Source organism: Streptomyces sp. NPDC052236 (genome assembly GCF_044548015.1).
Classification (GTDB): Bacteria; Actinomycetota; Actinomycetes; order Streptomycetales; family Streptomycetaceae; genus Streptomyces.
In genome coordinates this window covers 128324-154038 of the sequence record NZ_JBIUBL010000018.1, presented here as the reverse complement: position 1 = coordinate 154038, position 25715 = coordinate 128324, and the positions used below count along the sequence as shown (strand labels likewise).

The following is a 25715-nucleotide window of genomic DNA, read 5'->3' as shown; positions in this document are numbered from 1 at the left end:
GCGCAAAGGTTGCCAACGATTTCTCACAGGAAGTGGCCGAGTCTCGCGGGAGGACGGCTACGGGCGGCTTGGCACGGTCGCGCGCGTGCCCATGAGCTGCGGGCTACCGGTGGTGAGTACGGACTGCCACCACGGGCCTCGCGAGCTCATCACGCACGGCTGGGACAGGCGCACCGGCCCGGTGCGGGCGCCGTATTTCCGGCGCTGCGGTGGTGGGGCACGTCCGACGAAGCAGGCCCGGAAGTGTCTGATCAACGGCGGATCTGCTGGACGAGGGCCTCGGCCAGGGCCCCGTACTCGTCTCGCAGTGCATGTTCGGCCCGGCGCACTCCGGTGTGCCCGAACGAGGCGAGCGGGGCGTCAGGCCTTAAGGACGCAACCGGGCGCTCGACCTGGCACTGGCTGGGAGAAACGACATCCTGGCCGACCAACCGGCCATCGCCGACACGGTCCGCGCCTACGCCGACACCGGCTACTCCGTCTCGGCGTGCGCTCGCCGGCTGCACATCCACCCCGGCACAGCGGCATATCGCCTTGAGAGGTGGCGCACATTCACTGGACTCACTGGCCTGCGTGAACCGCCTCGAAGCGCGGCCTCGGCCAGAGAACGATCAGGATTGACCGAACGCGGGGCGCGCGCCTGGATCGGGTCGCCCAAGGGCACAGAATCAACTTTCCCCGAGCGTGCCCGGACTCGCTCTGCTCGTGAGCCCGGAGAGCTTCGGCAAGCGGCCAGGCTCGCGGAGCCGACGGGTTGGCGGAGGGAGCGTGGGCATGGGCCCCGCACGAGCGGCGGGGCCCACATGGTCAGCAGGTCGAATTGGTCTGGGTGAGCAGGCTCAGCCGCCACGGCAGGCTGTTGTAGTCACCGCCGGCGTTGGGGTCCTTGCCCTGGTACAGGTACTGCAGCTTGCAGGCCGGGATCGTGAGCGTCTGGTCGTAGCCCGCGCGGATCATCTCGCCGTGACTGATGTCCCGGGTCCAGGTTCCGGCGGGGAACGTCACGTTGCTCGACTTGGCGAACGGGTTGCCCTCGGACGCGGCCAGTGGTGACCACGAGCCGGCGAGGCTGCTCGCGGTCCAGGAGCGGAAGTAGCGCCGGCCGTCCGAGCCGATGGCCTCGACGAGGAGCAGGTACTGGTTGCTGCCCTGCACCTTGTACACGTTGCTCGCTTCGAACAGGGCGTATTTGGAGTCCTGGGCCGCGATGACGGTGTTGGTGAAGCCGTTAGGGAACTGGCCGACGGTCGTCTGGGAGCGGTACAGGTGCCCGTTGTCGTCGGAGGAGAACAGGTAGCAGTTGGCGCTGTCGCAGATCACCCACATGTCGACCCAGTAGCCGTTGCCGATGTTCTGCCGGATGATGTCCGGCATCGACGAGTAGAAGTTGCGCGGGGCGCTCCACCCGTTGGGGTTGCTGATGTCGGGGTTGGTGGAGTACGAGGCGTTGCCGGTCTGGTAGACGAGGTACCACAGGCGTTGCGGTGCGTTGTAGAAGACCTGCGGCGCGGCCCGGTAGCCGGCCCCGATGGCACTGCGGTCGAGGTAGTGGTGGGTGGCCGACCCGGCCTGCGACCAGTCACTGAAGCTCAGGTACACCAGGTTGTACCCGGAGGAGCTGCCGACGCTCGCGAACACGTGGTACTTGCCGTTGTAGTAGACGACCGACGGGTCCTTGATCCCGGCGATCCTGTGGGTCGCGTCCGGCTTGGGGGAGATCAGTGCTCCGCTCGAGTTCCAGCGGAAGGAGGAGGGGAGTGCGGCGGCGGACCGGGCCGAACGGGCGTCCGTCCGCTGTGCCGCGGCCCTGCCGCCCAACGCGGTGAGGGTTGACTGATAGGCGGGCTTCTTGTTCCCGTTGCGGTCGAACAGCAGCGGGTTCTCTCTGCTGCGCCAGGAGTCGCTGTCTCGGATGCCCCAGACGGTGATGCCGGTGCAGCGCGCCACGTTCATGCAGGCCCTGACGGTGTTCGCGTACGCGGCCGTCGGCGCCTGCGCGATGTCCAGTTCGGTGATCTGTACGTCCACGCCGAGGGCGGCGAAGTTCGACAGCGTCGTCTGGAAACTGGCGGGTGGACCGCCGGTGCCGAAGTGGGCTTGGAGGCCGACGCAGTCGATGGGCACGCCGCGCGCCTTGAAGTCGCGCACCATGCGGTAGACACCCTGGGTCTTCGCGGCGTTCCAGTCCTCGATGTTGTAGTCGTTGTAGCAGAGCTTGGCCGCCGGGTCGGCCGTGCGAGCCGTGCGGAAGGCCTGCTCGAGGAAGCCGTTGCCCAGCACGTCCCGGAAGACCGAGCTGCGCAGCTGGCCGCTGCCGCCGTCGGCGAAGGCCTCGTTGACCACGTCCCAGGAGTGGATCCGGCCCTTGTAGCGGTTCATCACCGTGGTGATGTGGTTGTTCATCACGCCGCGCAGCGTGTTCGCGTCCCTGATGGAGCTGACCCAGCCAGGCAGCTGGGAGTGCCACACCAGCGTGTGGCCCCGCACGCGCTGACCGCGGGCCGTCGCAGGGTTGACGATCTGGTCGGCGGCGCCGAAGGTGAACTGTCCGCGGGACCGCTCGGTCGCGTCCCACTTCATCTCGTTCTCGGGGGTGACCGAGTTGAACTCGCGGCCCAGGATCCCGGTGTACGTTCCGTCGCCGAGCCGTCCGGCGGCCACGGCGGTCCCGAAGTACCGTCCGGACTCGGCCGCTTGGGCCCCGAGAGTGGAGGCCCGGACGGCGTCGGGTGCGGCGGTCGCGGCGCCGGGCGTCACCAGGGCGCCGACGGCCAGCAAGGATAACAACACCGACGCTCGGCGACGGCCGAGCCGCGTCAGCGGGTTCATGGTTCTCCTCTACGGATGGCGGGGGGTTGGGTGGTGCGGTCGGTGGGATCGGGTCAGGGCGTGGACAGCTCGAACCGCGGGATGCGGACCGCGCCGCCGAGTGCCTGGGTGGCGTGGTTGAAGAGGGCGAATCGGTAGCCCATGAAGAACCGCCAGTCGTTGCCCATGGAGAAGGCGGGCCCGAGGCGGGTGAAGTTGGTGCCGTCGGTGCTGTAGGAGAAGGTTCCGGGGCGTGCCGCGCCGGGACGGATGTCCGCGGCCGCGCGCAACCGGACGCGGCTGCCGGTCAGGGGCGCGCTCGCGACCTCGGTGCCGGTGCCGGTGGTGTTCCAGTTGCCGTCCATGGTCAGCCCGTTGACCATCACCACCCGCGTCGCGCCGCCGTCGCGTTTGACACCGATCCAGGCGGAGGAGTCCCGCAGCAGCGCGAGTCCGGCCCGGTCGCCGTCGCGCATCGTCGAGAAGTCGAGTTCGACGGTGGCGGTGGAGGTGGGGCCCTGGATGCGGTGGGTGAGCGTGTTGCGGGCCCAGTACAGGTCGTTGGTTACGGTCGCGGTCCGCAGGGTCAGGCCGTTGTTCACCGACCACTTGGTGTTGTCCGGGTTGTGGTTCCACTCCCACTTCGGCTTGAGGGTCGTGCCGTCGAAGGTGTCGACACCGACCATGGGGGTGACCTGGCGGGGTGGAGTGGGCACGGTCGGGCTGGGATACGAGGTGCCCCATGCGCCGTTCACGAGTTGCACGACGGGCCAGCCGTCCGAGGTCCAGGTGACCGGCGCCAGGGCAGGCATCCGGCCGCCGGGGTACGCGTCCACGAAGGCCATGTAGTACCAGGCGCCGCTCTGCGTCTGGACCAGCCCGCCCTGGTGCGGGACGCCACCGCCGGGGATCGGCCCGCGCAGGTCGAGCAGGACCTGGCGCAGCGTGTACGGACCGAAGGGGCCGCTCGACGACTTCAGAATGTACTGGCCGTTGGCGGGGCGGGTCAGGAAGATGTAGTACTGCCCGTTGATCTTGTAGAAGCGGGCGCCCTCAAGGGTGCCGACGCTCGGCGGTGTGGTGAAGACCTGCTGCGTGCGGACCTGGTTGCGCCCGTCGGGCGAGAGCTGGGCCACGCTGATGGTGGTGTTCCCGTACGCCACGTAGAGGGTGTCGTCGGTGTCGACGAGCAGTCCCGCGTCGTAGTAGGGCGTGCTGATCGTCGTGAGTCGGCTCCACGGACGCTCGACGTCGGTGGCGGTGTAGATGTACGTCCTGGCGAAGTCGATCTGGCCGAGCCAGTAGAAGGTCCTGTTGCTCGGGCGATAGGCCAGCGACGACGCCCAGATGCCCCGGACGTAGCCACGGGCGCCGTTCAGGTCGTACTTGGCGCCGAAGTCGAGGACGGGCACCGAGTGACCGGCGATCTCCCAGTTCACCAGGTCGTACGAACGCAGGAGGGGCGCGCCCGGCGAGTAGTGCATCGTCGAGGCGGAGGCGTAATAGGTGGCGCCGACGCGGATGACGTCGATGTCCGCGAAGTCCTGCCAGATGACCGGGTTCGTGTACGCCGGGGCGGCCGCGAGGGGCGACTCCCGGGCGGGGGCGGCCACGGCGGTCCGGGAGGCTCCGGCCAGAGGCAGGAAGGCACCGGTGACCAGGCCGGTGCCGGCGGCGAGCGCCCGGCGGCGGCCCATAGCTTGACGAGAGCATGACATATCCATGTGTCGTTCCCTCTGCGGGTGATGCGCTTCGGTGGGTGGATCCCGCGGTGTTCGAGATTTCGAACGGTAATCGACTGGCCAGCATTTTGGATGGTAGGTGGTTGAGAGCTCCCGTCAATACGTCTCGCATGTTTCGTTAGGAATGCCGAAATATTTCGCCGTTCTGTGCGCCCGTACGGGTGGTGCCGATAGAAATTTGAACGGCTGAAGGAGTTGACAAGCTCGGGAATCTCCCTAATATCCGTGACGTCGGCGATCCGAAAGTAGATCGAAATTTCGAACCATCCGTAAGTGTCATGCACCTGCCATAGGTCGGCGGCAGTGGAGCAGTCATCCGCTGTTTTGTGTCGGCCTGCCGACGACCGCATCACCCGCCAAGCCCCTCGCGAGCGCCGTAGGTGTCCAGCCGACGGTGCCGCCCCGAAAGGAGCCCACGGTGCCCAGACGATCAGGCAGACGACTGCTTCGTCTCTTCGCGGCCGTCGCGCTGACGGTCACCGCGTCCTTCACGGCCGCAGTCCACTCCACCGCTTCGGCCGCGCCCGGCAGCCCGGCGCTCACCCCACCGTTGGGCTGGAACAGCTGGAACAGCTTCGGATGCGGGATCACCGAGGCTCAGGTCCGTCAGGCCGCCGACGCGATGGTGTCCTCGGGCATGCGGGACGCCGGCTACCGGTACGTGGTGGTCGACGACTGCTGGTTCGACCCGCAGCGCGACGCGGCAGGCAACCTGCGGGCCAACCCGACCAAGTTCCCCAGCGGGATGAAGGCGCTCGGGGACTACATCCACGGCAAGGGCCTGAAGTTCGGGATCTACCAGGTGCCGGGCGAGCGCACCTGCGCGCAGACCAGCGGCGCCTATCCCGGGTCGACGGGCAGCAGGGGGCGCGAGGCCCAGGACGCCGCCACGTTCGCCTCGTGGGGCGTCGACTACCTCAAGTACGACTGGTGCTCCTCCAGCGGCACCCGCGACGAGCAGATCGCGCGCTTCGCGCTGATGCGCGACGCCCTGCGCGCCACCGGGCGGCCGATTGTCTACAGCATCAACCCCAACAGCTTCCACGCCATCACCGGTGCCACCTACAACTGGGGCGAGGTCGCCGACCTGTGGCGGACGACCGAGGACCTGCTCGACATCTGGCAGAATGGCAACACCAACAGCTATCCGATGGGCGTCGGCAACGTCCTGGACGTCACCGCGCCGCTGGCGGCGCAGTCGGGTCCAGGGCACTGGAATGACCCCGACATGCTGGTCGTCGGCCGCCCCGGCCTGTCACTGACCGAGTCCCGCTCGCACTTCGCCCTGTGGGCGCTGCTGAGCGCACCGCTCATGGCCGGCAACGACATCCGAACCATGTCCGCCGACGTGAGCGCGATCCTGCGCAACCCCCGTCTGCTGGCGGTGAACCAGGATCCGCTGGGCGCGGGCGGGCGCAGGGTGCGCGACGACGGGGGCACCGAGGTGTTCGCCAAGCCCCTGTCCGACGGCTCAGTCGCGGTGGGCCTGTTCAACCGGGGAGGCGGCACGGCGACGGTCACCACCACGACGGGACAAGTCGGCCTGTCCGGCGGGCCGTTCACGCTCACGGACCTGTGGACCGGCGGTACGGCGAGCACGTCCGGGCAGATCTCGGCGAGCGTCCCCGCGCACGGCGTGGCCGTGTTCCGGGTGAGCGGTGGCAGCCCGCTGGCCGCCACCACCTCGCGGCTGCGCGGCAACGCTTCCGGCCGCTGTCTGGACGTCGACAACGCCTCCACCGCGGCCGGGGCCACGGTACTGATCTGGGACTGCCACACGGCCGCCAACGAGCTGTGGACCACGTGGGCCGGCGGCGAGATCCGCGTCTTCGGCGACAAGTGCCTCGACGCCTACAACCAGGGCACCGCCAACGGCACCCGGATCACCACCTGGCCGTGCAACGGCCAGAACAACCAGAAGTGGACCGTCGGCGCCGACGGGTCGATTCGCAACGTCCACTCCGGACTGTGCCTCGACGTCGACCGGGCCGGTACCACCAACGGAACCCCGCTGGTCCTGTGGACCTGCAACGGCCAGGCCGGCCAGAAGTGGACCCGCGCGTGAAGGACGTCGCGCCCCGTCCGGCGGCTCAGCCGCCGGACGGCTCTCTCCGGAGGGCATAGTGATCACGGCTCGACCGTTCCCCACCACCGGCACGAGGCTCACCCGGGCAGCCGCCTGGGTCCATGACGGACGGTCCACCTCTACACCGGGCACGTCGAGGACGGCTCCACAGGGCGGACGTACGGTCGAGCCATGAAGGCAACTGCACACGACGCGACGGTCCTCGGCATGGCGGGGACCGTCGTCTACCGGCTGGCGCGGTCCGAGGACGGCGAGGCCCTTGCGAGGCTCGACGGGTCGTTTCACAACGGATTCCGTGTTCGAAGTGGCCATGACGGACGAGGGTTTCAGGATCTGTGAGACTCCGGTGGAACCTCCCATCCACAAGGTCTTCCCCGCTGAGGACGACAGTGAGGACGACGGCGATCCCGAGCTGCGCCGTACGGTTGATCCGGCCGCGCCACGGGAGGCCTCGGCGGTGGCGGGTGCGGTCAGCGGGGTGGGTCCACCGGCCGCAGCCGTGGGCAATCGCACCGCTGCAGCGACGCCCCGACACACCGCGCTGGGGCTGCCCGATCCGGACAACGAACCCGCCGTCGACCGGATCGCCCGGCTTCCGGCCGACCGGCGGACCCTGCTTGTGCTGGACAACTGCGGGCCCTAGTTCCCCAAGATGCGCCAACGGTTGTCGGCAGTGCCATTGTCCGAGTCCTGGACTGCGAACGCGCCGACAGCGGTGGAGTTGTTCGCGATGGCGAGCAACTTGCCGCTGTGCGCGTTGCGGATCTTGTGGGTCCCGTCTCCCTGGTCGAGCAGCGTCCATCTGTGGTCGGCGGTGCCGTTGTCCGACCACTGCAGGACGGTCGCGTTGTCTGTCGTGGACATGTCCTGGACGCCGAGCACCTTGCCGCTGTGGGCATTGCGGAAGCGGACCGCGTTTCCGTCGGTGATCATTTGCCAGTTGTGGTCGGCGGTGCCCGAGTCGTTCCACTGCAGAGCGCGGCCACCGTCGGCCGTGGACATGTTCTGGACGCCCAGCACGAGACCGCTGCCCACGTTGGTGAGACGGACGGTGCTGCTGCTGGGGTTCCAGTAGACGGTGTAGTTGTGGCCATGCGCGTCGTGGAACGGGCCGAGGTTGACGGTGGAGCCGTTGGCGGTGGCGGTAAAGGCGAGCGAACTGCTGCTGGTCCGTGTGATCGAGGACGTGTTCAGCGACGGGAGGGAGCTGAGCGAGGAGTTGCCGTAGTTGCCGGACAGGACCACCGGGCCGTAGGTGATCGCGGCGACGTTCGCGTTGTCGTTGGCCGCTCGCATGATGATCCGCATGGGCAAGCGGACGGTGACCGTGTCGCCGGAGGCCCACGAGCGGCTCAGAGTGGCGTAGCTGCCGGGGGTGGTGGTGATGGTTTGCGCGACGCCGTTGACGCTGACAGTGGCCTCGGTGGTCCAGCTCGGGATGCGGATGCGCATCGCCCAGGTTCCGCTGACGTTGCCGGTGACCTGAAGGGTCGTGCTGTCGCTGTTCGGGTACGACGTGGTCTGGGTGACCGTGATTCCGCGCTGTGACCAGTTGAGCACCGAGGGCACGAACAGGTTCACGATCAGCGTGTTGTCACTGCGGAAGTAGATGGAGTCCATCAGCCTGGTGTGCATCTCCAGGCCCGTGCCCTGGCAGCACCAGAAGGTGCCGTAGTCGGTGCTCCAGGTGCCGCCGCCCCACGCCGGGCCCACACCGCGTCGGCCTCCCGGTTTGAGCGGGGTGAAGTAGGTGACGTGGCCGTGGTCGTCGGCTGGGTTCTGCTGGCCGATCATCTGGTTCAGCCACGCCCGCTCGTAGTAGTCGAACAGCGCGACCCGGTTCGGGTCCAGCGCGAACAGTTCCCGGGTGAGGGTGAGCATGTTGAAGGTGTTGCAGCTTTCGCACGTGTCCTGGTTCAGGTAGCCGGCGATGGCGTTCGGGGCGCGGAAATGCTCCGCCTGGCTGTTGCCGCCGATGGCATAGGTGTGCGTGTTGACGCAGATGTTCCAGGCGTTGGTGGCGATGTCCCGGTAGCGGGTGGTGCCGGTGGCCTTGTACTCCCGGGCGGCCCCGATCCACTTGGGTACCTGGGTGTTGGCGTGCAGTCCGTTGAGCTGATCCTGGCTGGACGCCAGAGGGTCGAACACCGCGGCGTGGTCGAACCGCCGGGCGACGGTGAGCCAACGCGCGTCGTTGGTCTGCTGGTAGAGATCGGTCAGCACGGTGTTCATGCCGCCGAACTCGGTTCCCAGCATGGTCTGCATCTGCTGGCTGCTCAGCCGGCCGGTGCGCCAGTCGACCCATCCCGCCAGGGCAAGCAGCACGTCCCGGGCTTGTGTGCTGCCGATGTGGCGCCATACGTCCAGCAGGCCGACGAGGGTCTTGTGGATGGTGTAGTACGGCACGTTGCCGTTGGTCAGGGTCCGCTGCTCGAGAGCGGTGAAGTCGGACTCGGGGTAGCCGGAGAGGTACCCGGCGTTGAAACCGGCGGCACTGTTGTTGGCCTGGCATCTGGCCAGCTCCGCGACCATGGTGGTTGCCTTGTCCCGGCAGGTGGTGTCCCCGGTCACGGCGTACAGCTGTGCCCATGCCGTGAGGAAGTGCCCTTGGGCGTGGGTGCGGAAGGGGAACGTCGGCGCGTCCCAGCCGCCGTTCGCAGCCGCGCCGTTGGTGGACAGCCGATGGTTGGCGCGGAAGTTGTACAGCAGCCGGTCGACATCGACGAACCGCAGGTAGTTCCGCGTACGGTTCTGGTTGTCCAGCCACCGGCTTGCGGTGAGGCGGACCTGGTCGAGTTCGAAGGGGTGCGCGGAGACCCCGATGTCGGCCCTTGCGGGGGGGATGGCCGCTCGGGCGGGAGAACTGCCGATGAGGGACCCGGTGGCAGAGGCGACGGCGGTGGCCCCGGCTACTTGCAGGAGGCGCCGTCTGCTGACGGAGGAGGACATCTTGCACCCTTTCGGTGACGGGAGAGCGATTGCTCGGTCGTTGGTGCGTTGGGTCACGTGTCCGGCGGTCGGGGGGGACCTGTCGGGCGTGGGACGGCTGCGCGCGCAGCGGCACCCGCGCTGCGGGCGCTATCGACCACAGCTGGGCGCTGTGCCGCGCGGCCGAACGACTGCTGTGGAACCCGAGACCGGAAGGGGCTCGGGTCCCGGGGGCGCGGGTCATCCGGCGGTCAGAGTGGTCCACTTCTGGTTGGAGCCGCCGTGGCAGTCCCACAGGTGGAGCTGCGTGCCGTCGGCCGTGGAAGAGCCCGGAACGTCGAGGCAGCGGCCGGAGGCGGGGTTGCGGTAGCCGCCGTTGTAGGGCTGCCAAACCTGGTTGGAGCCGCCGTTGCAGGCCCAGGTCTGCACCTTGGTGCCATTGGCGGTGCCCCGGCCGGCGGCGTCGAGGCACTTGCCCATGGAGCGCAGGGTGCCGTCCGTGTAGGCGGACCAGAGCTGGTTGGCGGTGTCGCCGCAGCTCCAGATCTGGACGGCGGTCCCGTCGGCGGTGTTGGCGCCGTTGACATCCAGGCACTTGCCGGCGATGCCGGACTGCACGCGTGAGGCGGCGGGGGCGGGGTTCCTCAGCCACCCGGCGCCATCCGCGGCCTGGATGCCGCGGTGGAAGGCGTCGGCCATTTTCTGGTATCCCGCGTCGTTGGGGTGCAGGGCGTCGGCCAGGTCGGCCGTGGTCAGGCTGCTCATATCCACGTATGCGACGTGCTTGCCCGCGGCCTGTGCCTCGCTCACGATTTGGGGGATGGCCTGGTTGTACGCGGCACGGTACTGCTCCTCCGAGCCGCTGGTGGACACGACCAGGGAGGCCACGAGGACGGTTGCGTCGGGGACGTCGGCGGTGATCTGGTTGACCAGCGACTTCAGCCGGGCGGTGGCGGTGGAGACCTGGTAGCTCTCGTTGAGGTCGTTGGTGCCGATCATCAGCGTCACGACGTTGGGCCGGTAGCGGGTCAGCGAGGCGTCGGCGAGTGCGGCGATCTGGTGGATCTTGTATCCGGAGTGACCTTCGTTGTCGGGGTCGGACATCGAACCGCCCCGCAACGTGCCCACGAAGTCCAGCGGCTGGCCGCTTGTCGCAAGCTTGTTCCGTAACGGACCCCGGTAGCCGTTGCCCGTACTGCTTCCCACGCCCCAGGTTATCGAGTCGCCCAACGGCATGACCCGCAAGGGCGTGGTCGAGGCAGCGGAGGCAGGGGTCACACCAGCCGCCGTCACCCCGAGCGCGGCAACGACAAGCGCGATCAGGGGTAGAAGCCAAGGCTTTCTCATGCAGACGTCCTCTTCTGCGAGTGATTGCTCAATCAACGGGGGCTGAACGCCGTTCCCTCCGCAGTCCGGCTGCAGCGCCTTCCCGTCGGCGTCGGCGGCCGGCTGACGTGCTGGCAGAACGGCGTGGGTGGGGAGCCTCTTGCGCTGTGAGCGTTGACAACACCGAGCCTGCCCGGCGTCCCGTCTGCCCCGGCCCTCCTGTACCGAGCGGTTCGGCCCTGACCGGCCCCTCAAGCGCACTGGTACAGATACCACGCAGATCCCTGCCTGGACATCCCATGGATGCCAGAACTTAGGGATCGGCGGCACAGAGGCGAGTTCTGTGTCGTTTCGTCCCGTCGAGGGCGCCGTACCCGGCGGCGACCGCTGCTCCGACGGCCTGCTCGCCGCTCTCTCCCTCTCCGGCGCTGACCCATTAACATCCCATGTCTGGTTGTTGGTGTTCGACCCCGCCGATCGCGCCCGGCCCACGATCGGCTCCCCGTCGTGCTGGGTCAGCACACGGTCCCCGCCCTCCAGCACCGCGTCTGGTCAGGCCGTTGGTTGGAGTAGCGCTGCCGAGGCCGCAGCTCGTTCCGCGTCAGTGGGCTCGAAGCACATCGAGTGCTGTGAGAGCCGCGTGGAGTTCGGTGCGCTGTTCGCCGGACTCCAGGTCGCGGTCGAGGAGACTCTCGATGGTGCGCAGGCGTTGGTACATGGTTTCGCGGGAGAGGCCGCCCCGGCGTGCGGCGGTGGTCTTGTTGCCGGCCGCTTCGAGGTAGTGGCGCAGGGTCGTCAGCAGTTCGGTGCCGTGCTGGGTGTCGTAATCGATGAGTCGCCCGAGCTGCTGTTCGGCGTACTCCTGGATCCGGGTGTCCTCGCGGAGGGCGTACAGCAGGCGGTGCAGGCCGATGTCGGACAGCTCGTGGAAGGACCGGTCCGGGGGGAGGGGCTGGCCGGGTGGGGTGGCCTCGGCGACGCGGGCCGCCTCGCGGAACGAGCGGGCGGTGTCGGAGAGGTCCGTGATCTCCGAGCCGACGCTCACCACTGCTTGCGGGGCCAGGCTGAGTGCGGTGCCGCACAGTCGTTCGACGATGGGGCGCCAGGGTTGGGAGGGACGCAGAGCCAGCAGGATGCCGAGGCGGTCGGGGGCCAGCTCGCCGACGAGGGCCGGGATGCCTGCCGTCCGGAGGTCCTGGAACAGGCGGGTCTCGGGCTCGGTTCCCCCTCTGCCGGTGCGGAGGTCCACCAGGGTCGCGACGAACCGGCTTCGGTCGGTCGGCAGGCCCAGTGCGGCGCAGCGGGCGTGGGCGTCCTCGGCGGAGCGGTGGCGCTGGTCGACCAGGTCGCGCAGGGCGTTTCGGTGTGCGGTGCGTTCCCAGGGGGTGGGATGGATGAGGCGGGCGACGGTCAGTGCCATCGCGGTCCTCTCCAGCACGGTGGTGTCCTCCGGCCCGAAGGCGGGGCCGTCGGTGCGGGCCGGGAGCATGACCACACGGCCCCAGCGCTCGCCCTGGTACTCGACGGGTGCGGTGAGCCAGCCCGCCGGGCCGCGTGTCGCCGTGTGGTCGTCAGCCCCGGTGGCTCTGGAGCGCTGTTCCCAACCGGTGAGCGCCTCCTCCACCGTGCCTCCGGACGGTTCGCAGATCAGTGCCTGGTGCACCAGGTTCTCCAGGATGACCGTGCGGCCGCACATCTCCGCCGCCGCACGCACCACGTCCTCCGGGCCGGCACCGCGCAGGGTCAGGGCGGTGAACACCTCGTGGATGCGCTGGGTGCGGCGCATCGCGTCCGCCTGGTTGCCGAGCAGGAGGGCGTGCACGACCTGGGTGACCTCCAGGAAGTTGACGTCCTTGGCGAGCGTGACGAGGGGAAGGCCACGCAGGCGGCAGGCGTCGACGAGTGCGTCCGGCGGGCGGTGATAGCGACGTACGAGTTCGATGACCAGCGCCGCGGCCCCGATGTCGGCGAGTTCGTCGACGTACCGGCGCACGCCGGCCACGTCTTCCGGGAGCGGCATTCCGGTGGTCAGGACGAGTTCGCCGCCCTTGAGGAAGGACGCGGGGTCGGTCAGTTCGGTGATGTGGACCCACCTGACCGGCCGGTCCAGGTGGGGCACGCCGGTGACGACCTGGGGCTGTCCGGCGGCCAGGACGGGAAGGGCCAGGACGTCGGCGACGGTGACTGCGCGGGTGGGCCCATGGCCGGCCGGGTGGTTGTCGTTCACGGTGTCTCCATGGGGTCCCTTGCTCGAGCACGGCTCAGCGCCCGGGAGTGCCCGGCCACTGTGACAAGCGTCGCTGACCTGCGCAAGAGCGGTCCGTGAGCGATCGGCACCCGGTATGCCCCCGATGAGGCTGACACAACGTCCGGATGTCGCGGCCCGGCCGGACAGATCGTACGTTGGCGCACCCCCGCTCCGCGGAGATGCTCGGGATACCGCAGCAGACCGAACACCGAGGCCGGGAGACGAACATGACCGCACTGTCGCCGCACCTTCGCCAGGCCACGCCCGTGGTGGCGGTCCGGGGCGAGGGCGTCCACCTCTACGGCGAGGACGGCCGCCGCTATCTCGACTTCACCGCCGGCATCGGCGTCACCAGCACCGGACACTGCCACCCCAAGGTCGTGGCGGCCGCGCAGGAGCAGGTCGGCACGCTGATCCACGGCCAGTACACGACGGTCATGCACCAGCCCCTGCGCCGCCTCGTCGACAAGCTCGGCGAGGTACTGCCGGCCGGCCTGGACAGCCTGTTCTTCACCAACTCCGGCAGCGAGGCCGTCGAGGCCGCGCTGCGCCTGGCCCGCCAGGCCACCGGCCGGCCGAACGTCATCGTGTGTCACGGCGGCTTCCACGGCCGTACGGTCGCCGCCGCCTCCATGACCACCTCCGGCACCCGCTTCCGGTCCGGCTTCTCCCCGCTGATGAGCGGTGTCGTCGTCACCCCGTTCCCGTCGGCCTACCGCTACGGCTGGGACGAGGAGACCGCCACCCGCTTCGCCCTCCAGGAGCTCGACTACACCCTCCAGACGATCTCCTCGCCCGCCGACACTGCCGCGATCATCGTCGAGCCGGTGCTCGGTGAGGGCGGTTACACGCCCGCGACCCGCGCGTTCATGGAGGGTCTGCGGGAGCGTGCGGACCGCCACGGCTTCCTGCTGATCTTCGACGAGGTACAGACCGGCGTCGGCCGCACCGGCCGCTTCTGGGGCCACGACCACTTCGGCGTCACCCCCGACATCCTCGTCACCGCGAAGGGCCTGGCCAGCGGCTTCCCCCTGTCCGGCATCGCCGCCTCCGAGGAGCTGATGACCAAGGCGTGGCCGGGCTCGCAGGGCGGCACGTACGGCGCCAACGCCGTCGCCTGCGCCGCGGCCTGCGCCACCCTCGACGTCGTACGCGACGAGAAGCTCGTCGAGAACGCCGAGGCGATGGGGGCCCGCCTGCGGCAGGGCCTGGAGGCGGTGGCCGACCGCACGCCGGGCATCGGGGATGTGCGGGGCCTGGGGCTGATGCTGGCCACCGAGTTCGTCACCGAGGACGGCAGCCCCGACCCCGAGACCGCCGCCCGCGTGCAGCGCGCCGCCGTTGACGAGGGCCTGCTCCTGCTGCTGTGCGGGGCCTGGAACCAGGTCGTGCGGATGATCCCGGCGCTGGTCATCGACGAGACGGCGGTGGACGAGGGCCTTCAGGCGTGGGCGACCGCGGTCGAGGCCGGCACATCGGGAGCGGCACGGCGATGACGGACACCACCACGGCCCTGGAGCCGCTGGTCGCGCGGCTGACTGAGACCGCTCCCGGGCTGCGGGTGGAGACGGGCCCGGGCTCCACCGGTCCGTATGCCTACGACGCCTCCAACTACCGGGTCCCGCCGCGGGCCGTGGTCTTCCCCCGCAGCGCCGACGACGTGGTCGCGGTGGCGCGGGCCTGCCGGGAGGCGGGCATCCCGGTCACCGCGCGCGGCGGCGGCACCAGCATGGCGGGCAACGCGGTCGGACCGGGGGTCGTCCTGGATTTCTCCCGGTACATGAACCGGATCCTGGACATCGACCCGGTGGCGCGCACCGCACGTGTCGAGGCCGGCGTGATCCTGGACGCGCTGCGCGGCGCGACCGCCCCGCACGGGCTCACCTTCGGCCCCGACCCCTCCTCGCACAGCCGCTGCACCCTCGGCGGCATGATCGGCAACGACGCGTGCGGCAACCGGTCGGTGCGGCACGGACGCACCAGCGGCCACGTCGAGGCGCTGGAGATCGTCACGGCCGCCGGCGTGCGGGCCGTCGCCGACCGCACCGGACTGCGGGCCGCCGACCCGGACGACACGGACGCGGTCCGGCGTGTCGCCCGCCTCGAAGCGGACGTACGCCACCTGATCGATGCCAACCTGGCGCCGATCCGCACCGAGCTGGGCCGCATACCGCGCCAGGTCTCCGGCTACCAGTTGCACCACCTGCTGCCCGAGCACGGCTTCGACATGGCCCGCGCCTTGGTGGGCACCGAGGGCTCCTGTGCGGTCGTCACTGCCGCGACGGTCCGCCTGGTGGCGACCGCACAGGCTTCAACACTCCTCACCCTCGGGTACGACGACGTGGTCGACGCCGCCGAGGACGTCCCCGAGATCCTGCGCTGGGATCCCACCGCCGTGGAGGGCATGGACGAGGCGATCGTCGCCACCATGCGCGCCCGGCGGGGACCGGACTCCGTGACCGGCCTCCCCGAGGGACGGGCCTGGCTCTACGTCGAACTCGACGGCGACGACCAGGCGGAGCTCGACGCCCGCGCCGCCGAACTGCTGCACGTGCTCAAGGCGCGGGCTCGGATGACCGGTGGGCGGGTCGTTCAGAGCCCGGCCGAGCGGCGTTCGCTGTGGCGGGTCCGCGAGGACGGGGCCGGGCTCGCCGCCCGTCTGGTGGACGGCGGGGAGTCGTGGCCCGGCTGGGAGGACGCGGCGGTCGCGCCCGAGAACCTGGCCTCCTACCTGCGCGACTTCCGCAAGCTGCTGGCCACGCATGGCTTGACCGGCGTGCTGTACGGCCACTTCGGCGCGGGCTGCGTCCACGTGCGCATCGACTTCGACCTGGCCACGGACACCGGCCGGGGCGCCGCCCGCCGCTTCCTCGGCGAGGCGGCCACGCTCGTGGTCTCGCACGGCGGCTCGCTGTCGGGCGAGCACGGCGACGGGCGGGCGCGTGGTGAGCTGCTGGAGGTCATGTACAGCCACCGGCTGATCCGGGCGTTCGCCGCGTTCAAGGAGATCTTCGACCCCGAGGGGCTGCTCAACCCCGGTGTCATCGTGGCCCCGGCGCGACTGGACGCCGACCTGGCGCTGCACACGCCCTCCGATGTGCTGCCCGTCGAGACCCTCTTCTCCTTCCCGCACGACGAGGACGGCTTCGCCGGCGCGGTACGCCGCTGCGTCGGCGTCGGCCGCTGCCGCAGCGACGCGGGCGGTGTGATGTGCCCCAGCTACCGGGCCACGGGCGAGGAGAACGCCTCCACCCGGGGCCGGGCCCGCCTCCTCCAGGAGATGGTGCGCGGCGGGGCGGTCCAGGACGGCTGGCGCTCGACGGAGGTGCGCGACGCCCTCGACCTGTGCCTGTCCTGCAAGGCGTGCTCCAGCGACTGCCCGGTCGGCGTCGACATGGCCACGTACAAGGCGGAGTTCCTGCACCAGCACTACAAGGGCAGGATCCGGCCGCGCTCCCACTACTCGCTGGGCTGGCTGCCGCTGACCTCGGCCCTCGCCGGATTCGCCGCCCGCCCGATCAACGCGCTGCTGCACGGCCCCGTCGGCAAGCTGCTCGCCCGGCTCGGCGGCGTGACCACGAAGCGCCGGATCCCAGCCTTCGCCTCCCGGCACGCGCTTCGCCAGGCCCTGCGCAAGGCGAGCACCGGCGAACCGGCGAAGGCCCTGCTCTTCGTCGACAGCTTCACCCGCGCCTTCCGCCCCGAGGTGGCGGGCGCCGCGAGCCGTGTGCTCGCCGACGCCGGCATCCCCTGCACGGCGGAGGACGGCCTGTGCTGCGGCCTGACCTGGGTGAGCACCGGCCAGCTGTCCACCGCGCGCCGCATCATGGCCCGTACGGTCGCCCACCTGGACAACGGCGACGACCGGCCCATCGTCGTGGCCGAACCCAGCTGCGCCGCCGCCCTCAAGCGTGACGTGCCCGAACTGCTCGGCACCGACGCCGCCCAGCGCGTCGCGGCCCGCGTCCACACCCTCACCGGCGCCCTGACCGACCTGGCCGCGCCGGACTGGACCCCGCCGGAGCTGCCGGACCAGGTCGTCCTGCAGACCCACTGCCACGAGTACGCCACCTTCAAGGGCCGCCATCCCCGCGATCTGCTCGGCCGCCTCGGCGTACGGAAGGTCGACGAGGCGGAGGGCTGCTGCGGACTCGCCGGGAACTTCGGCTTCGAGGCCCAGCACTACGACACCTCGATGGCCGTCGCCGACCTGGCCCTGAAGCCACGCCTCGACGACATCTACGCCATCGACGGGGCCACGCCGACGGTCGTGGTGGCCGACGGCTTCAGCTGCGCCACCCAGATCGACCACCTTGCCGGTGACCGGGGCATCCGGGCCCTGCACCTCGCGGAACTGCTCGACCCCACCGCCGATCAACCAGGAGGAACCCCATGACCGACACACCCACGCAGTTGTTCATCGGCGGGGCCTGGGCGGACGCCGCGGACGGCGCCACCATGCCCGTGGACGACCCCGCGACCGGTGAGATCCTCTGCCGTGTCGCCGACGCGGGCGCCAAGGACGCCCAGCGCGCGGAGGACGCGGCCGTCCAGGCGCAGGAGGAGTGGGCCCGTACGGCGCCGCGGGTCCGCAGCGAGATCCTGCGCCGGGCGTACGAGATCATCGTCGAGCGCACCGACGAGCTGGCCCACCTGATGACGGCCGAGATGGGCAAGCCGCTGGCCGAGGCCAGGGGAGAGGTGGCGTACGCGGCCGAGTTCTTCCGCTGGTTCTCCGAGGAGGCGGTCCGTATCGAGGGCGGCCACGGCGTCCTGCCCGACGGCCGCAACCGCATGCTGCTCTCCCGCCGCCCGGTCGGCCCCTGCCTGCTGATCACCCCGTGGAACTTCCCGCTGGCCATGGGCACCCGCAAGATCGGCCCGGCGATCGCCGCCGGCTGCACGATGATCCTCAAGCCGGCCCCGCAGACCCCTCTCTCCAGCCTGGCCCTCGCCGCGATCCTCAAGGAGGCCGGACTGCCGGACGGCGTGCTCAACGTCGTCACCACCTCCCGTGCGGGGGAGGTGTGCGAACCGCTCCTGCGCGGCGGGCGGATTCGCAAGCTCTCCTTCACCGGCTCCACCAACGTCGGACGCCTGCTGCTCGCCCAGAGCGCGGAGGCGGTCGTGCGGACCTCGATGGAGCTGGGCGGGAACGCGCCGTTCATCGTCTTCGAGGACGCCGACCTGGACAAGGCGGTCGACGGAGCGATGGTCGCCAAGATGCGCAACATGGGCGAGGCCTGCACCGCCGCCAACCGGTTCTTCGTCCACAGCTCCGTGGTGGAGGAGTTCGGGCGGCGCCTGGCCGAGCGCATGGGCGCGCTGGTCGTGGGCCCCGGCACCCGGGGCGGTGTCGACGTCGGCCCGCTGATCGACAGGGTCGGACGGGCCAAGGTCGAGGAACTGGTGGCCGACGCGGTGGAGCGCGGCGCCCGGGTGCTCGTCGGCGGCCGTACGCCCGAGGGGCCGGGCTGCTTTTACCCGCCGACCGTGCTCGCGGACGTCGCCTCCGACAGCCGCCTGATGGACACGGAGATCTTCGGCCCGGTCGCGGCGATCCTCACCTTCGACGACGAGGATGAGGTGATCCGCCGGGCCAACGACACCCCCTGGGGCCTCGTCGGCTACGTCTTCACCGAGGGCCTGGATCGCGCCCTGCGCGTCAGCGAACGCCTGGAGGTCGGCATGGTCGGCCTCAACACCGGCCTTGTCTCCAACCCGGCCGCCCCCTTCGGCGGCGTCAAGCAGTCCGGGCTGGGCCGCGAGGGCGGCCGGGTCGGGATCGACGAGTTCCTGGAGTACCAGTACCTCGCGGTGCCTGTGCGATGACGGCGGTCCTGCCCTGACATACGCCCCATCGCGCACCGCGCGGGCCACCCCGTGCCCGGCCGAACCGTCCTCCTGGCCGGGTACGGGGTCAGGTCGGCCCCGCCGCAGAGGGGTGGGCCCGCCCTCAGCGCAGGTGGCGCGCGGTGATCTCCGCCGCCGTCTCGGTCACCAGCCGCCCCAGCTCCGCGAGCCGGCCGGGCTCGAAGCGCGAGTCGGGCAGGGAGACGGCCACGGCGGCCAGCGGGACGCCGTCACCGTCCAGGACGGGGGCCGCGATGGCGCAGACACCCTGGAGGTACTGGTTGTGGTTCACGGCGTATCCACGCTCTTTGACCCGGTGCAGCTCCGTGCGCAGCTCCTTCGGGTCGGTGATGGTCTCCTCGCCGTACCCCTCGAATGTGCCCGTCGCGAACTCGTCGACCTCGGGATTCGGGAGATGCGCGAGGATCGCGTGCCCGGCGGCCGTGGCGTGCAGGGGTGAGGTGTCGCCGATGGTGTGGAAGGTCCGTACGGCGTGGTCGCAGTCGACGCGGTCGACGACGACCATGCTGTGCAGGGCGTCGGGCACCGAGAGATGGATGGTCTCGTTCACCGTGTCCCGGAGGCGGATCATGGGTTCGCGGGCGGCGGCGAACAGGCTGGAGCCCTGGAGGGCGGCGGGTCGTACGGCGAGGATGCGGGCGCCGATCTCCCAGCGCGTAGTGTCCCTGCGGTTGGCCCGGAGCCAGCCCGCCTCGTTGAGCGTGACCAGGGTGCGCTGCACGGTCGACTTCGGCAGGCCGAAGAGCTTCGTCAGCTCACCCAGGGTCACGGGCTGATGCCGGGCGACCGCCTCCAGGATGCGCAGTGACCTGGTGACGCTCTTCATTTCCATCCGGGCCCCCGCCAGTCGTGGTTTCGTCGTGCTCACCTCATGACTCCCTTCCGGAGTCATGGGCATGATCCGTGCCGGATTCTAGCACGGCGTTCCACGATGCGGCATGGCGGTGGAGTGGGTCCGATGACCTTTGCGGCGATGAACGGCGGGAGCGCCCTGGCCCCGCCCCGCCGTGCCGCGCGGGGCGGCCGCCCTGGGCCCGGGACCTCCCCCCGGCCGGCCTCAGGGCGAGGGCTGCCCTGACATGCGGCAAGGGCCGGCCCGCACGCTCCGACGCGTGCAAGCCGGCCCTTGCCGGTCCGGGGCCCTCCTGGGCCCCGCCTTCCGTCAGGCGTCCAGTAGGCGCCCGCTGATCTCCGCTGCCGTGCCGGCGACGAGGCCGCCCCACTCGGGCACCCGGTTGGCGTCGTACCGGGAGTCGGGCATCGAGACCGCCACGGCGGCCAGCGGCGTCCCGCTTTCGTCGAGCACGGGGGCGGCGAGGGCGCAGACGCCCGGCCGGAACTGGTTCCGGTTGATCGCGTAGCCGTCGGTGCGGATCCGGTCCAGCTCGGCGCGCAGTTCGTCGGGGTCGGCGGGGGTGGTGTCGCTGAAGCGCTCCAGTCCCCGCGTGATGAGTTCCTCGACGTCCTTCTTCGGGGCGTGGGCGAGGATGGCGCGCCCGACGGCGGTGGCGTGCAGCGGAGAGGTGTCGCCGATGGTGTGGAAGGTCCGCACGGGGTGGTCGCAGTCGACGCGGTCCACCACGACCATGCACTGCAGTGCGTCGGGCACCGACAGGTGGATGGTCTCGTTCACCGTGTCCCGGAGGCGGATCATGGGTTCGCGGGCGGCGGCGAACAGGCTGGAGCCCTGGAGGGCGGCGGGTCGTACGGCCAGTACCCGGGCGCCGATCTCCCAGCGGGTGGTGTCCCTGCGGTTCGCGCGCAACCAGCCCGCCTCGGCCAGGGTGACCAGGGTGCGCTGCACGGTCGACTTGGGGAGACCGAAGAGTTTCGTCAACTCCCCGACGGTGACCGGCTGATGCTGGGCGACCGCCTCCAGGATGCGCAGCGATCTGGTGACGCTCTTCATTTCCATCCAGTTTCCCCCTGTTAATCCTCGGAATTTCTGATGAACACCCTCTTGACTCCCGCCCGAGCCACTGTCATTGTCTGTGCCAGATTCTAGCACGGCGTGCCACAATGTGGCACGACCCAAGGGATCCCGAAGAAATGGGCCGACATCGCGAGACATGGCGGCTGTGAGCCGAGGGCCCGAAGAAAGGGCCCGGCCCCCGTCCAAACCACCTCGAATCGACCAGCCTCACGTCGGGCGCCCAGCATGCGCCCCGGCGATACGAAAGGAAAGTCCTGTGTCAGCTGCCAGGAAGCGCGTCGCCGTCGTCGGCGTCGGAACGATGGGCAGCCAGGCCGCCTGGCGGCTGGCGGCCCGCGGCGCCGAGGTCGTCGGGTACGACCGGTTCGCCCCCGGCCACGACCGCGGTGCCGCCGGCGGTGAGACCCGGATCTTCCGCAGCGCGCACTTCGAGGACTCCCGGTACGTTCCGCTGCTCAAGCACGCCGACGCCCTGTGGGAGCAGCTCCAGGAGGAGACCGGCCGTGAGCTGCGCCGACTGACCGGATGTCTGCTGATGGGGCCGACCGGGCACCACCAGATGTCCACCGTCCTGCAGTCCATCGCGGAGCACGACCTCGACCACGAGGTGCTCGACGCCGAGCTTCTCGCGAAGCGATTCCCCCAGTACCGCATCGAGGACGGCGACGCGGCCGTGCTCGACCGCCGCGCCGGTTTCATCCGCCCTGAGCTGACCATCCAGACCGCCGCCCGCCGCGCCGAGCAGCTGGGTGCCGTGATCCACCGCTACAGCACGGTCCGCGAGATCGTCCCCGTCGCGGGCGGTGTCGAGATCCGCACCGACGCCGGCAGCGAGCGCTTCGACACTGCCGTCGTCACCCCCGGCCCCTGGGTCAACGACCTGCTGCCCGACCTGCCGTGGGAGGTGGACGTCCGCCGCCTGGTCAGCGCCTGGTACGTGCCCACGACCCCCGAGGCCTGGTTCGGCGAGGAGCGCCCGGCGTTCATCCGTACCGCGCCCACTCACTGCTACGGCCTGCCCTCCCCGGACGGCATCTCGGTCAAGCTCGGCCTCTCTCGCGCCCTGCACCGGCCCGCGGGCGATCCGAACCAGCTGGAGCGGACGGTGCGGCCCGAGGAGCTGGAGATCTTCTCCGAGTTGATTGGGCGTCACATGCCGGACCTGTACCCGGACCCGACCCGGCTCTCCGTCTACATGGAGGGCTACACCGAGAGCAGCCGCCCCTTGGTCGGACCGCTGCCCGGCGCCGAGAACGTGATCCTGCTCGCCGGTTTCTCCGGCCACGGCTTCAAGCTCTCGCCCGCTTTCGGCGACATCGCCGCCGACCTGGCGCTGGACGGCACCTCGCCCCAGCCCATCGACTTCATCTCCACCGTCGGCCGTACGGAGGCATGACCATGAACGACGCCACCCTCTCCGTCGGCGCCCTGCACGCCGAGCCCGGCACCAAGGCGCGCGGCACTGTCCGGGCCGACCTCGGCACCCTCACCCCGGACATCCCGCTGACCCTGGTCAACGGCTCCCGCCCCGGCCCCCGGGTCGTCATCACCGCGGGTGTGCACGGCGGCGAGTTCACCCCCATCGACGCCGTCGTACGACTGGCGGACAGGCTGGACCCCCGCGAGGTGCACGGGCAGGTGATCATCTGCCCGGTCGCGAACCCTCCCGCCGTGTACCAGGGCCGGCTCAACGTCTCCCCGGTCGACGGCGTGAACATCAACCGCGTCTTCCCCGGCGACCCGGACGGCAGCCCCACCGAGCGGCTGGCCGCCTGGCTCTTCACCCACCTCGTCGACGGCGCCGACGTCTACATCGACCTGCACTGCGGCGGCATCGACCAGGTCCTGCGGGACTTCGTCGGCTACCGCCTCACCGGTGCCCCGGACCTCGACAAAGCGACGGCCGAACTGGCAGGCTCCTTCGGCATCGAGGACGTCATCATCGGGCTGACGGCCGAGGGCGGCAACAGCCACGCGGCCGCCGCCCGCCGGGGCATCTCGGCGGTCCTCGTCGAGGTGGGCTCACTCGGCCAGCGGGACGAGCCCACGGCCCTCCGCCGCGTCGACGGCCTCCTCACAGCACTGCGCCACCTGGGCGTCCTCGACCAGGACGGCTCCGCCCCGGCGCCGATCCGCGAGTGGGTCTGGTCCGCCGGAGTCACATCCGAGGCCACCGGCCTGTGGTACCCGGAGTTCTCCTTCGACGCCGACATCATCGGCGACGTAGCCGAAGGCGACGTTCTGGGCCGCATCGTCGACCCGGCCGACGGCACGGAGCACACGGTCCATGCCCCGGCCGGTGGACGGATCTTCTACGGCATGCACGGCCTCACCGTCGCCCCCGGCACCGAACTCGCCGCCCTCGCCGTCCCGTGGGACCCCGACACGGTCGCGCACCTCGACACCCTCCGGGCCCCCGGTATGGGTGCCGGATCCGACGAGGCGGGTCCCCGCATCTAGCCCCCCTTCAAGCCCCCCTTCCCCCGTCCCCAGCCGCTCCTCTTCGCGCGGCCGGCACCACCAGGAGGCACACCATGAAAGACGCCCGGATAGACCGCAGACTCTTTCTGCGAGGAATAGGCGGGGTCACGGCGGGTGTCGCCGCCGCGACCACCCTCAGCGCCTGTGGCACCGGCACCAGCCGTGTGTCCGGCGGAGGCAAGGGCGGCGGTAAGACGGTGATCGTCCGTGACAGCGGCGGTTCCTACGGCGCGGCTCTGCAGAAGGCGATCTACACGCCGTTCACGCAGGAGACCGGGATCGCCGTCAAGGTGCTCAACTTGGACGACGCCCCGCTGCTGGCCCAGATCAAGCAGGGCCGCCCGCAGTGCGACCTCATCAACAACTCGATGATGTCCCACACCAAGTACGTGGCCCAGGACGCCCTGGAGACGCTGGACCCCGAGCGGGTCAAGAGCGTGAAGAGCGCGAAGATCCCCGACAACCAGATCACCGAGCACGCCATCGGCAGCGCCTTCTACGGCCAGTGCATCGCCTACCGCACCGATGCCTTCGGTGGCCGCAAGCCCGAGTCGTGGGCGGACTTCTGGGACACCAAGGCGTTCAAGGGCGGCCGTTCGATGTGTAACCCGGACGGTGACCTGCCCGAGCTGGAGTTCGCGCTGCTGGCCGACGGCGTCCCCATGGACAAGCTGTACCCGCTCGATGTGGACCGCGCCTTCAAGGTGCTGACCCGGCTGCGGTCCGACATCAAGAAGTTCTGGGACAGCGGCCCGCTGCCCGGTGTGCTCCTCAGCCGCCAGGAGGTGACGATGTCCACCGTCTGGGACGGCCGGATCGCCGATCTGCAGAAGCAGGGCGTCCCGGTCGCACGGCAGCTCAACGGCATGCGCCGCCAGTTCCAGGGCTACGCCATCGCCAAGGGCGCGGCCAACGCGGACAACGCCTACCAACTCATGGACTTCGCGCTGCGTGCCGAGATCCAGGCCAGCCTGGCCAAGGCCTTCCCGTCGAACCCGTCCTCTCCGCTGGCCTACGCCAAGCTCACCGAGGACGAGCGCAACGCGCTGGCCGGTGCGCCGAAGTACTACGACAAGGGCTTCGACACCGACATCGACTGGTGGCTGAAGAACGAATCCGCCGTCACCAAGCGCTGGCTGGAGTGGGCTCGTGGGTGAATTCGGTGTGGTCACACCGTCGGTGAAGGTGGTCGGCGGCAAGCCGGCCGCCTCGACCGGCAAAGCACTGTCGGTGGTGGGCCTGCGCAAGACGTACGGGGATGTCGTCGCGGTCGACGAGGCGTCCATGGAGATCGCGGCGGGGGAGTTTGTCACCTTCCTCGGCTCGTCGGGGTCGGGCAAGACCACGACCCTGATGATGATCGCCGGGTTCTGCGAACCCGACTCCGGCACCATCACCGTCGGAGGCCGTGATGTGACCCGGCTCGCGCCGCAGAAGCGGGGCCTGGGGTTCGTCTTCCAGCAGTATCTGCTCTTCCCGCACATGACCGTGCACGAGAACGTCGCCTTCCCGCTCACGCTGCGCGGGGTGCCGAAGGCCGAGATCCGCAAGCGGGTCGGGGAGACGCTGGAGATCGCCGGCCTGTCCGGGTTCGGCGGCCGCAAGCCGCGTGAGCTGTCCGGCGGTCAGCAGCAGCGTGTCGCCCTGTGCCGGGCGCTGGTCTACCGCCCGCCGGTCATCCTCATGGACGAGCCGCTGGGCGCCCTGGACAAGAAGCTCCGCGACCAGCTCCAGGTCGAGATCAAGACCATCCAGCAGGAACTCGGCCTGACCGTCATCTACGTGACGCACGACCAGGAAGAAGCGCTGGTCATGTCCGACCGCATCGCGGTGATGCGCAACGGCCTGATCGAGCAGTTCGACACGCCCCGGGAGCTGTTCGAGCGGCCGAGGACTCCCTTCGTCGCGGACTTCCTCGGCGCGGCCAACTTCCTGCCCGGCCGGGTGGAGAAGCACACCGACGAGCACACCCTGGTCCGCCTCGACAACAGTGGCGGCCTGCTGAAGGCGCGCCGCCATGACCTCGCCTCCGGCGCGCAGGTCAAGGTCGCGGTCCAGCCGGGCCGGCTGCGGGCCTGCGCCACCGACGACGGCGTCTGTACCGGCACGGTGGAGACCGCCACGTACGTGGGCACTCTGGTCCGCGCGGGTGTGCGGGTCGATGGCGGTGACGCGCCGCTGCTGCGCCTGGAAGTACCGGCCGGCCGCGGCCCCGTCGCCGGCGAGCGGGTCGGGATCACCGTCCACCCCGAGGACGTCAACCTCTTCCCCACCGAACAGGATGGGTGA

General features: G+C 70.1%; 18 protein-coding genes. 11 read left to right on the top strand and 7 right to left on the bottom strand.

Translation table 11 applies throughout. From position 1 onward, the window contains the following. Positions 1–392 precede the first annotated feature (392 nt). Positions 393–833: a helix-turn-helix domain-containing protein gene (locus ACIHCQ_RS27590; protein WP_399667828.1), complete on the top strand. Its 441-nt coding sequence runs from the start codon at positions 393–395 to the stop codon at positions 831–833. Here the strand turns inward: ACIHCQ_RS27590 and ACIHCQ_RS27585 are convergent. Next, entirely contained in the window at positions 808–2829 is a 2022-nt protein-coding gene (locus ACIHCQ_RS27585; RefSeq protein WP_399667722.1) for a non-reducing end alpha-L-arabinofuranosidase family hydrolase, read from the bottom strand. The two genes, ACIHCQ_RS27590 and ACIHCQ_RS27585, sit on opposite strands and share 26 nt — an antisense overlap. Before the next feature lie 53 nt (positions 2830–2882). After that, positions 2883–4505, bottom strand: coding sequence for a glycoside hydrolase 43 family protein (locus ACIHCQ_RS27580; RefSeq protein ID WP_399667719.1), 1623 nt, complete (start codon positions 4503–4505; stop codon positions 2883–2885). A 463-nt stretch (positions 4506–4968) separates the two neighbouring features. Between ACIHCQ_RS27580 and ACIHCQ_RS27575 the strand changes: the two genes are divergently transcribed. The 3 genes from ACIHCQ_RS27575 to ACIHCQ_RS27565 all read left to right on the top strand — a co-directional run bounded on the left by ACIHCQ_RS27575 (position 4969) and on the right by ACIHCQ_RS27565 (position 7279). Further along, positions 4969–6615: a glycoside hydrolase family 27 protein gene (locus ACIHCQ_RS27575; protein WP_399667716.1), complete on the top strand. Its 1647-nt coding sequence runs from the start codon at positions 4969–4971 to the stop codon at positions 6613–6615. Positions 6616–6807: 192 nt separating this feature from the next. Then, positions 6808–6975 carry a hypothetical protein gene (locus tag ACIHCQ_RS27570; protein WP_399667713.1) on the top strand — a complete coding sequence of 56 codons (168 nt, stop codon included), beginning with the start codon at positions 6808–6810 and terminating at the stop codon, positions 6973–6975. A 7-nt stretch (positions 6976–6982) separates the two neighbouring features. Continuing rightward, positions 6983–7279, top strand: a complete 297-nt coding sequence (locus tag ACIHCQ_RS27565; RefSeq protein WP_399667710.1) for a hypothetical protein — start codon at positions 6983–6985, stop codon at positions 7277–7279. Here the strand turns inward: ACIHCQ_RS27565 and ACIHCQ_RS27560 are convergent. From ACIHCQ_RS27560 to ACIHCQ_RS27550, 3 genes are all read right to left on the bottom strand, one after another. Further along, on the bottom strand, positions 7276–9585 hold the full coding sequence (locus ACIHCQ_RS27560) for a beta-L-arabinofuranosidase domain-containing protein (RefSeq protein ID WP_399667707.1): 2310 nt from the start codon (positions 9583–9585) through the stop codon (positions 7276–7278). The two genes, ACIHCQ_RS27565 and ACIHCQ_RS27560, sit on opposite strands and share 4 nt — an antisense overlap. Positions 9586–9804: 219 nt before the next feature. Continuing rightward, positions 9805–10911 (bottom strand): ricin-type beta-trefoil lectin domain protein, encoded by a 1107-nt coding sequence (locus tag ACIHCQ_RS27555; protein ID WP_399667704.1) that lies wholly within the window; start codon positions 10909–10911, stop codon positions 9805–9807. A 580-nt stretch (positions 10912–11491) separates the two neighbouring features. After that, a complete protein-coding gene (locus ACIHCQ_RS27550; protein WP_399667701.1) occupies positions 11492–13117 on the bottom strand; it encodes a PucR family transcriptional regulator in 1626 nt (541 codons plus the stop codon). 248 nt (positions 13118–13365) lie between these two features. Here ACIHCQ_RS27550 and ACIHCQ_RS27545 point away from each other — a divergent pair, with 248 nt between their 5' ends. The 3 genes from ACIHCQ_RS27545 to ACIHCQ_RS27535 are packed head-to-tail and all read left to right on the top strand — an operon-like array spanning position 13366 to position 18970. Then, positions 13366–14634, top strand: a complete 1269-nt coding sequence (locus ACIHCQ_RS27545) for an aspartate aminotransferase family protein (protein WP_399667697.1) — start codon at positions 13366–13368, stop codon at positions 14632–14634. Next, positions 14631–17534 (top strand): FAD-binding and (Fe-S)-binding domain-containing protein, encoded by a 2904-nt coding sequence (locus ACIHCQ_RS27540; protein ID WP_399667694.1) that lies wholly within the window; start codon positions 14631–14633, stop codon positions 17532–17534. The genes ACIHCQ_RS27545 and ACIHCQ_RS27540 overlap by 4 nt, the downstream gene beginning before the upstream one ends. Next, on the top strand, positions 17531–18970 hold the full coding sequence (locus ACIHCQ_RS27535) for an NAD-dependent succinate-semialdehyde dehydrogenase (protein WP_399667691.1): 1440 nt from the start codon (positions 17531–17533) through the stop codon (positions 18968–18970). The genes ACIHCQ_RS27540 and ACIHCQ_RS27535 overlap by 4 nt, the downstream gene beginning before the upstream one ends. A gap of 124 nt (positions 18971–19094) precedes the next feature. Here the strand turns inward: ACIHCQ_RS27535 and ACIHCQ_RS27530 are convergent, their stop codons facing one another. Both ACIHCQ_RS27530 and ACIHCQ_RS27525 read right to left on the bottom strand, forming a co-directional pair. Continuing rightward, complete coding sequence (locus tag ACIHCQ_RS27530; protein WP_399667826.1) at positions 19095–19838, bottom strand: IclR family transcriptional regulator; 744 nt, start codon at positions 19836–19838, stop codon at positions 19095–19097. Positions 19839–20174: 336 nt separating this feature from the next. Beyond that, positions 20175–20921 carry an IclR family transcriptional regulator gene (locus tag ACIHCQ_RS27525; RefSeq protein ID WP_399667823.1) on the bottom strand — a complete coding sequence of 249 codons (747 nt, stop codon included), beginning with the start codon at positions 20919–20921 and terminating at the stop codon, positions 20175–20177. Between the two features lie 280 nt (positions 20922–21201). Here ACIHCQ_RS27525 and solA point away from each other — a divergent pair, with 280 nt between their 5' ends. From solA to ACIHCQ_RS27505, 4 genes are all read left to right on the top strand, one after another. Then, positions 21202–22341: an N-methyl-L-tryptophan oxidase gene (gene solA / locus ACIHCQ_RS27520; RefSeq protein ID WP_399667688.1), complete on the top strand. Its 1140-nt coding sequence runs from the start codon at positions 21202–21204 to the stop codon at positions 22339–22341. 2 nt (positions 22342–22343) lie between these two features. Beyond that, positions 22344–23405, top strand: coding sequence for a succinylglutamate desuccinylase/aspartoacylase family protein (locus tag ACIHCQ_RS27515; protein WP_399667686.1), 1062 nt, complete (start codon positions 22344–22346; stop codon positions 23403–23405). A gap of 74 nt (positions 23406–23479) precedes the next feature. After that, the gene (locus tag ACIHCQ_RS27510) at positions 23480–24583 is read left to right on the top strand and encodes an extracellular solute-binding protein (RefSeq protein WP_399667683.1); all 1104 of its coding nucleotides are present in this window, start codon (positions 23480–23482) and stop codon (positions 24581–24583) included. Then, positions 24576–25715 (top strand): ABC transporter ATP-binding protein, encoded by a 1140-nt coding sequence (locus ACIHCQ_RS27505; RefSeq protein ID WP_399667681.1) that lies wholly within the window; start codon positions 24576–24578, stop codon positions 25713–25715. Before ACIHCQ_RS27510 ends, ACIHCQ_RS27505 begins: the two co-directional genes overlap by 8 nt.

Excerpts from the sequence above, each read along its gene's own strand:
- ACIHCQ_RS27585 (WP_399667722.1), bottom strand. The coding sequence starts at position 2,829 with ATGAACCCGCTGACGCGGCTCGGCCGTCGCCGAGCGTCGGTGTTGTTA.
- ACIHCQ_RS27545 (WP_399667697.1), top strand. The coding sequence starts at position 13,366 with ATGACCGCACTGTCGCCGCACCTTCGCCAGGCCACGCCCGTGGTGGCG.
- ACIHCQ_RS27555 (WP_399667704.1), bottom strand. The coding sequence starts at position 10,911 with ATGAGAAAGCCTTGGCTTCTACCCCTGATCGCGCTTGTCGTTGCCGCG.
- ACIHCQ_RS27525 (WP_399667823.1), bottom strand. The coding sequence starts at position 20,921 with ATGAAGAGCGTCACCAGATCGCTGCGCATCCTGGAGGCGGTCGCCCAG.
- ACIHCQ_RS27580 (WP_399667719.1), bottom strand. The coding sequence starts at position 4,505 with ATGGGCCGCCGCCGGGCGCTCGCCGCCGGCACCGGCCTGGTCACCGGT.
- ACIHCQ_RS27515 (WP_399667686.1), top strand. The coding sequence starts at position 22,344 with ATGAACGACGCCACCCTCTCCGTCGGCGCCCTGCACGCCGAGCCCGGC.
- ACIHCQ_RS27510 (WP_399667683.1), top strand. The coding sequence starts at position 23,480 with ATGAAAGACGCCCGGATAGACCGCAGACTCTTTCTGCGAGGAATAGGC.
- ACIHCQ_RS27560 (WP_399667707.1), bottom strand. The coding sequence starts at position 9,585 with ATGTCCTCCTCCGTCAGCAGACGGCGCCTCCTGCAAGTAGCCGGGGCC.
- ACIHCQ_RS27535 (WP_399667691.1), top strand. The coding sequence starts at position 17,531 with ATGACCGACACACCCACGCAGTTGTTCATCGGCGGGGCCTGGGCGGAC.
- ACIHCQ_RS27570 (WP_399667713.1), top strand. The coding sequence starts at position 6,808 with ATGAAGGCAACTGCACACGACGCGACGGTCCTCGGCATGGCGGGGACC.
- ACIHCQ_RS27530 (WP_399667826.1), bottom strand. The coding sequence starts at position 19,838 with ATGAAGAGCGTCACCAGGTCACTGCGCATCCTGGAGGCGGTCGCCCGG.
- ACIHCQ_RS27540 (WP_399667694.1), top strand. The coding sequence starts at position 14,631 with ATGACGGACACCACCACGGCCCTGGAGCCGCTGGTCGCGCGGCTGACT.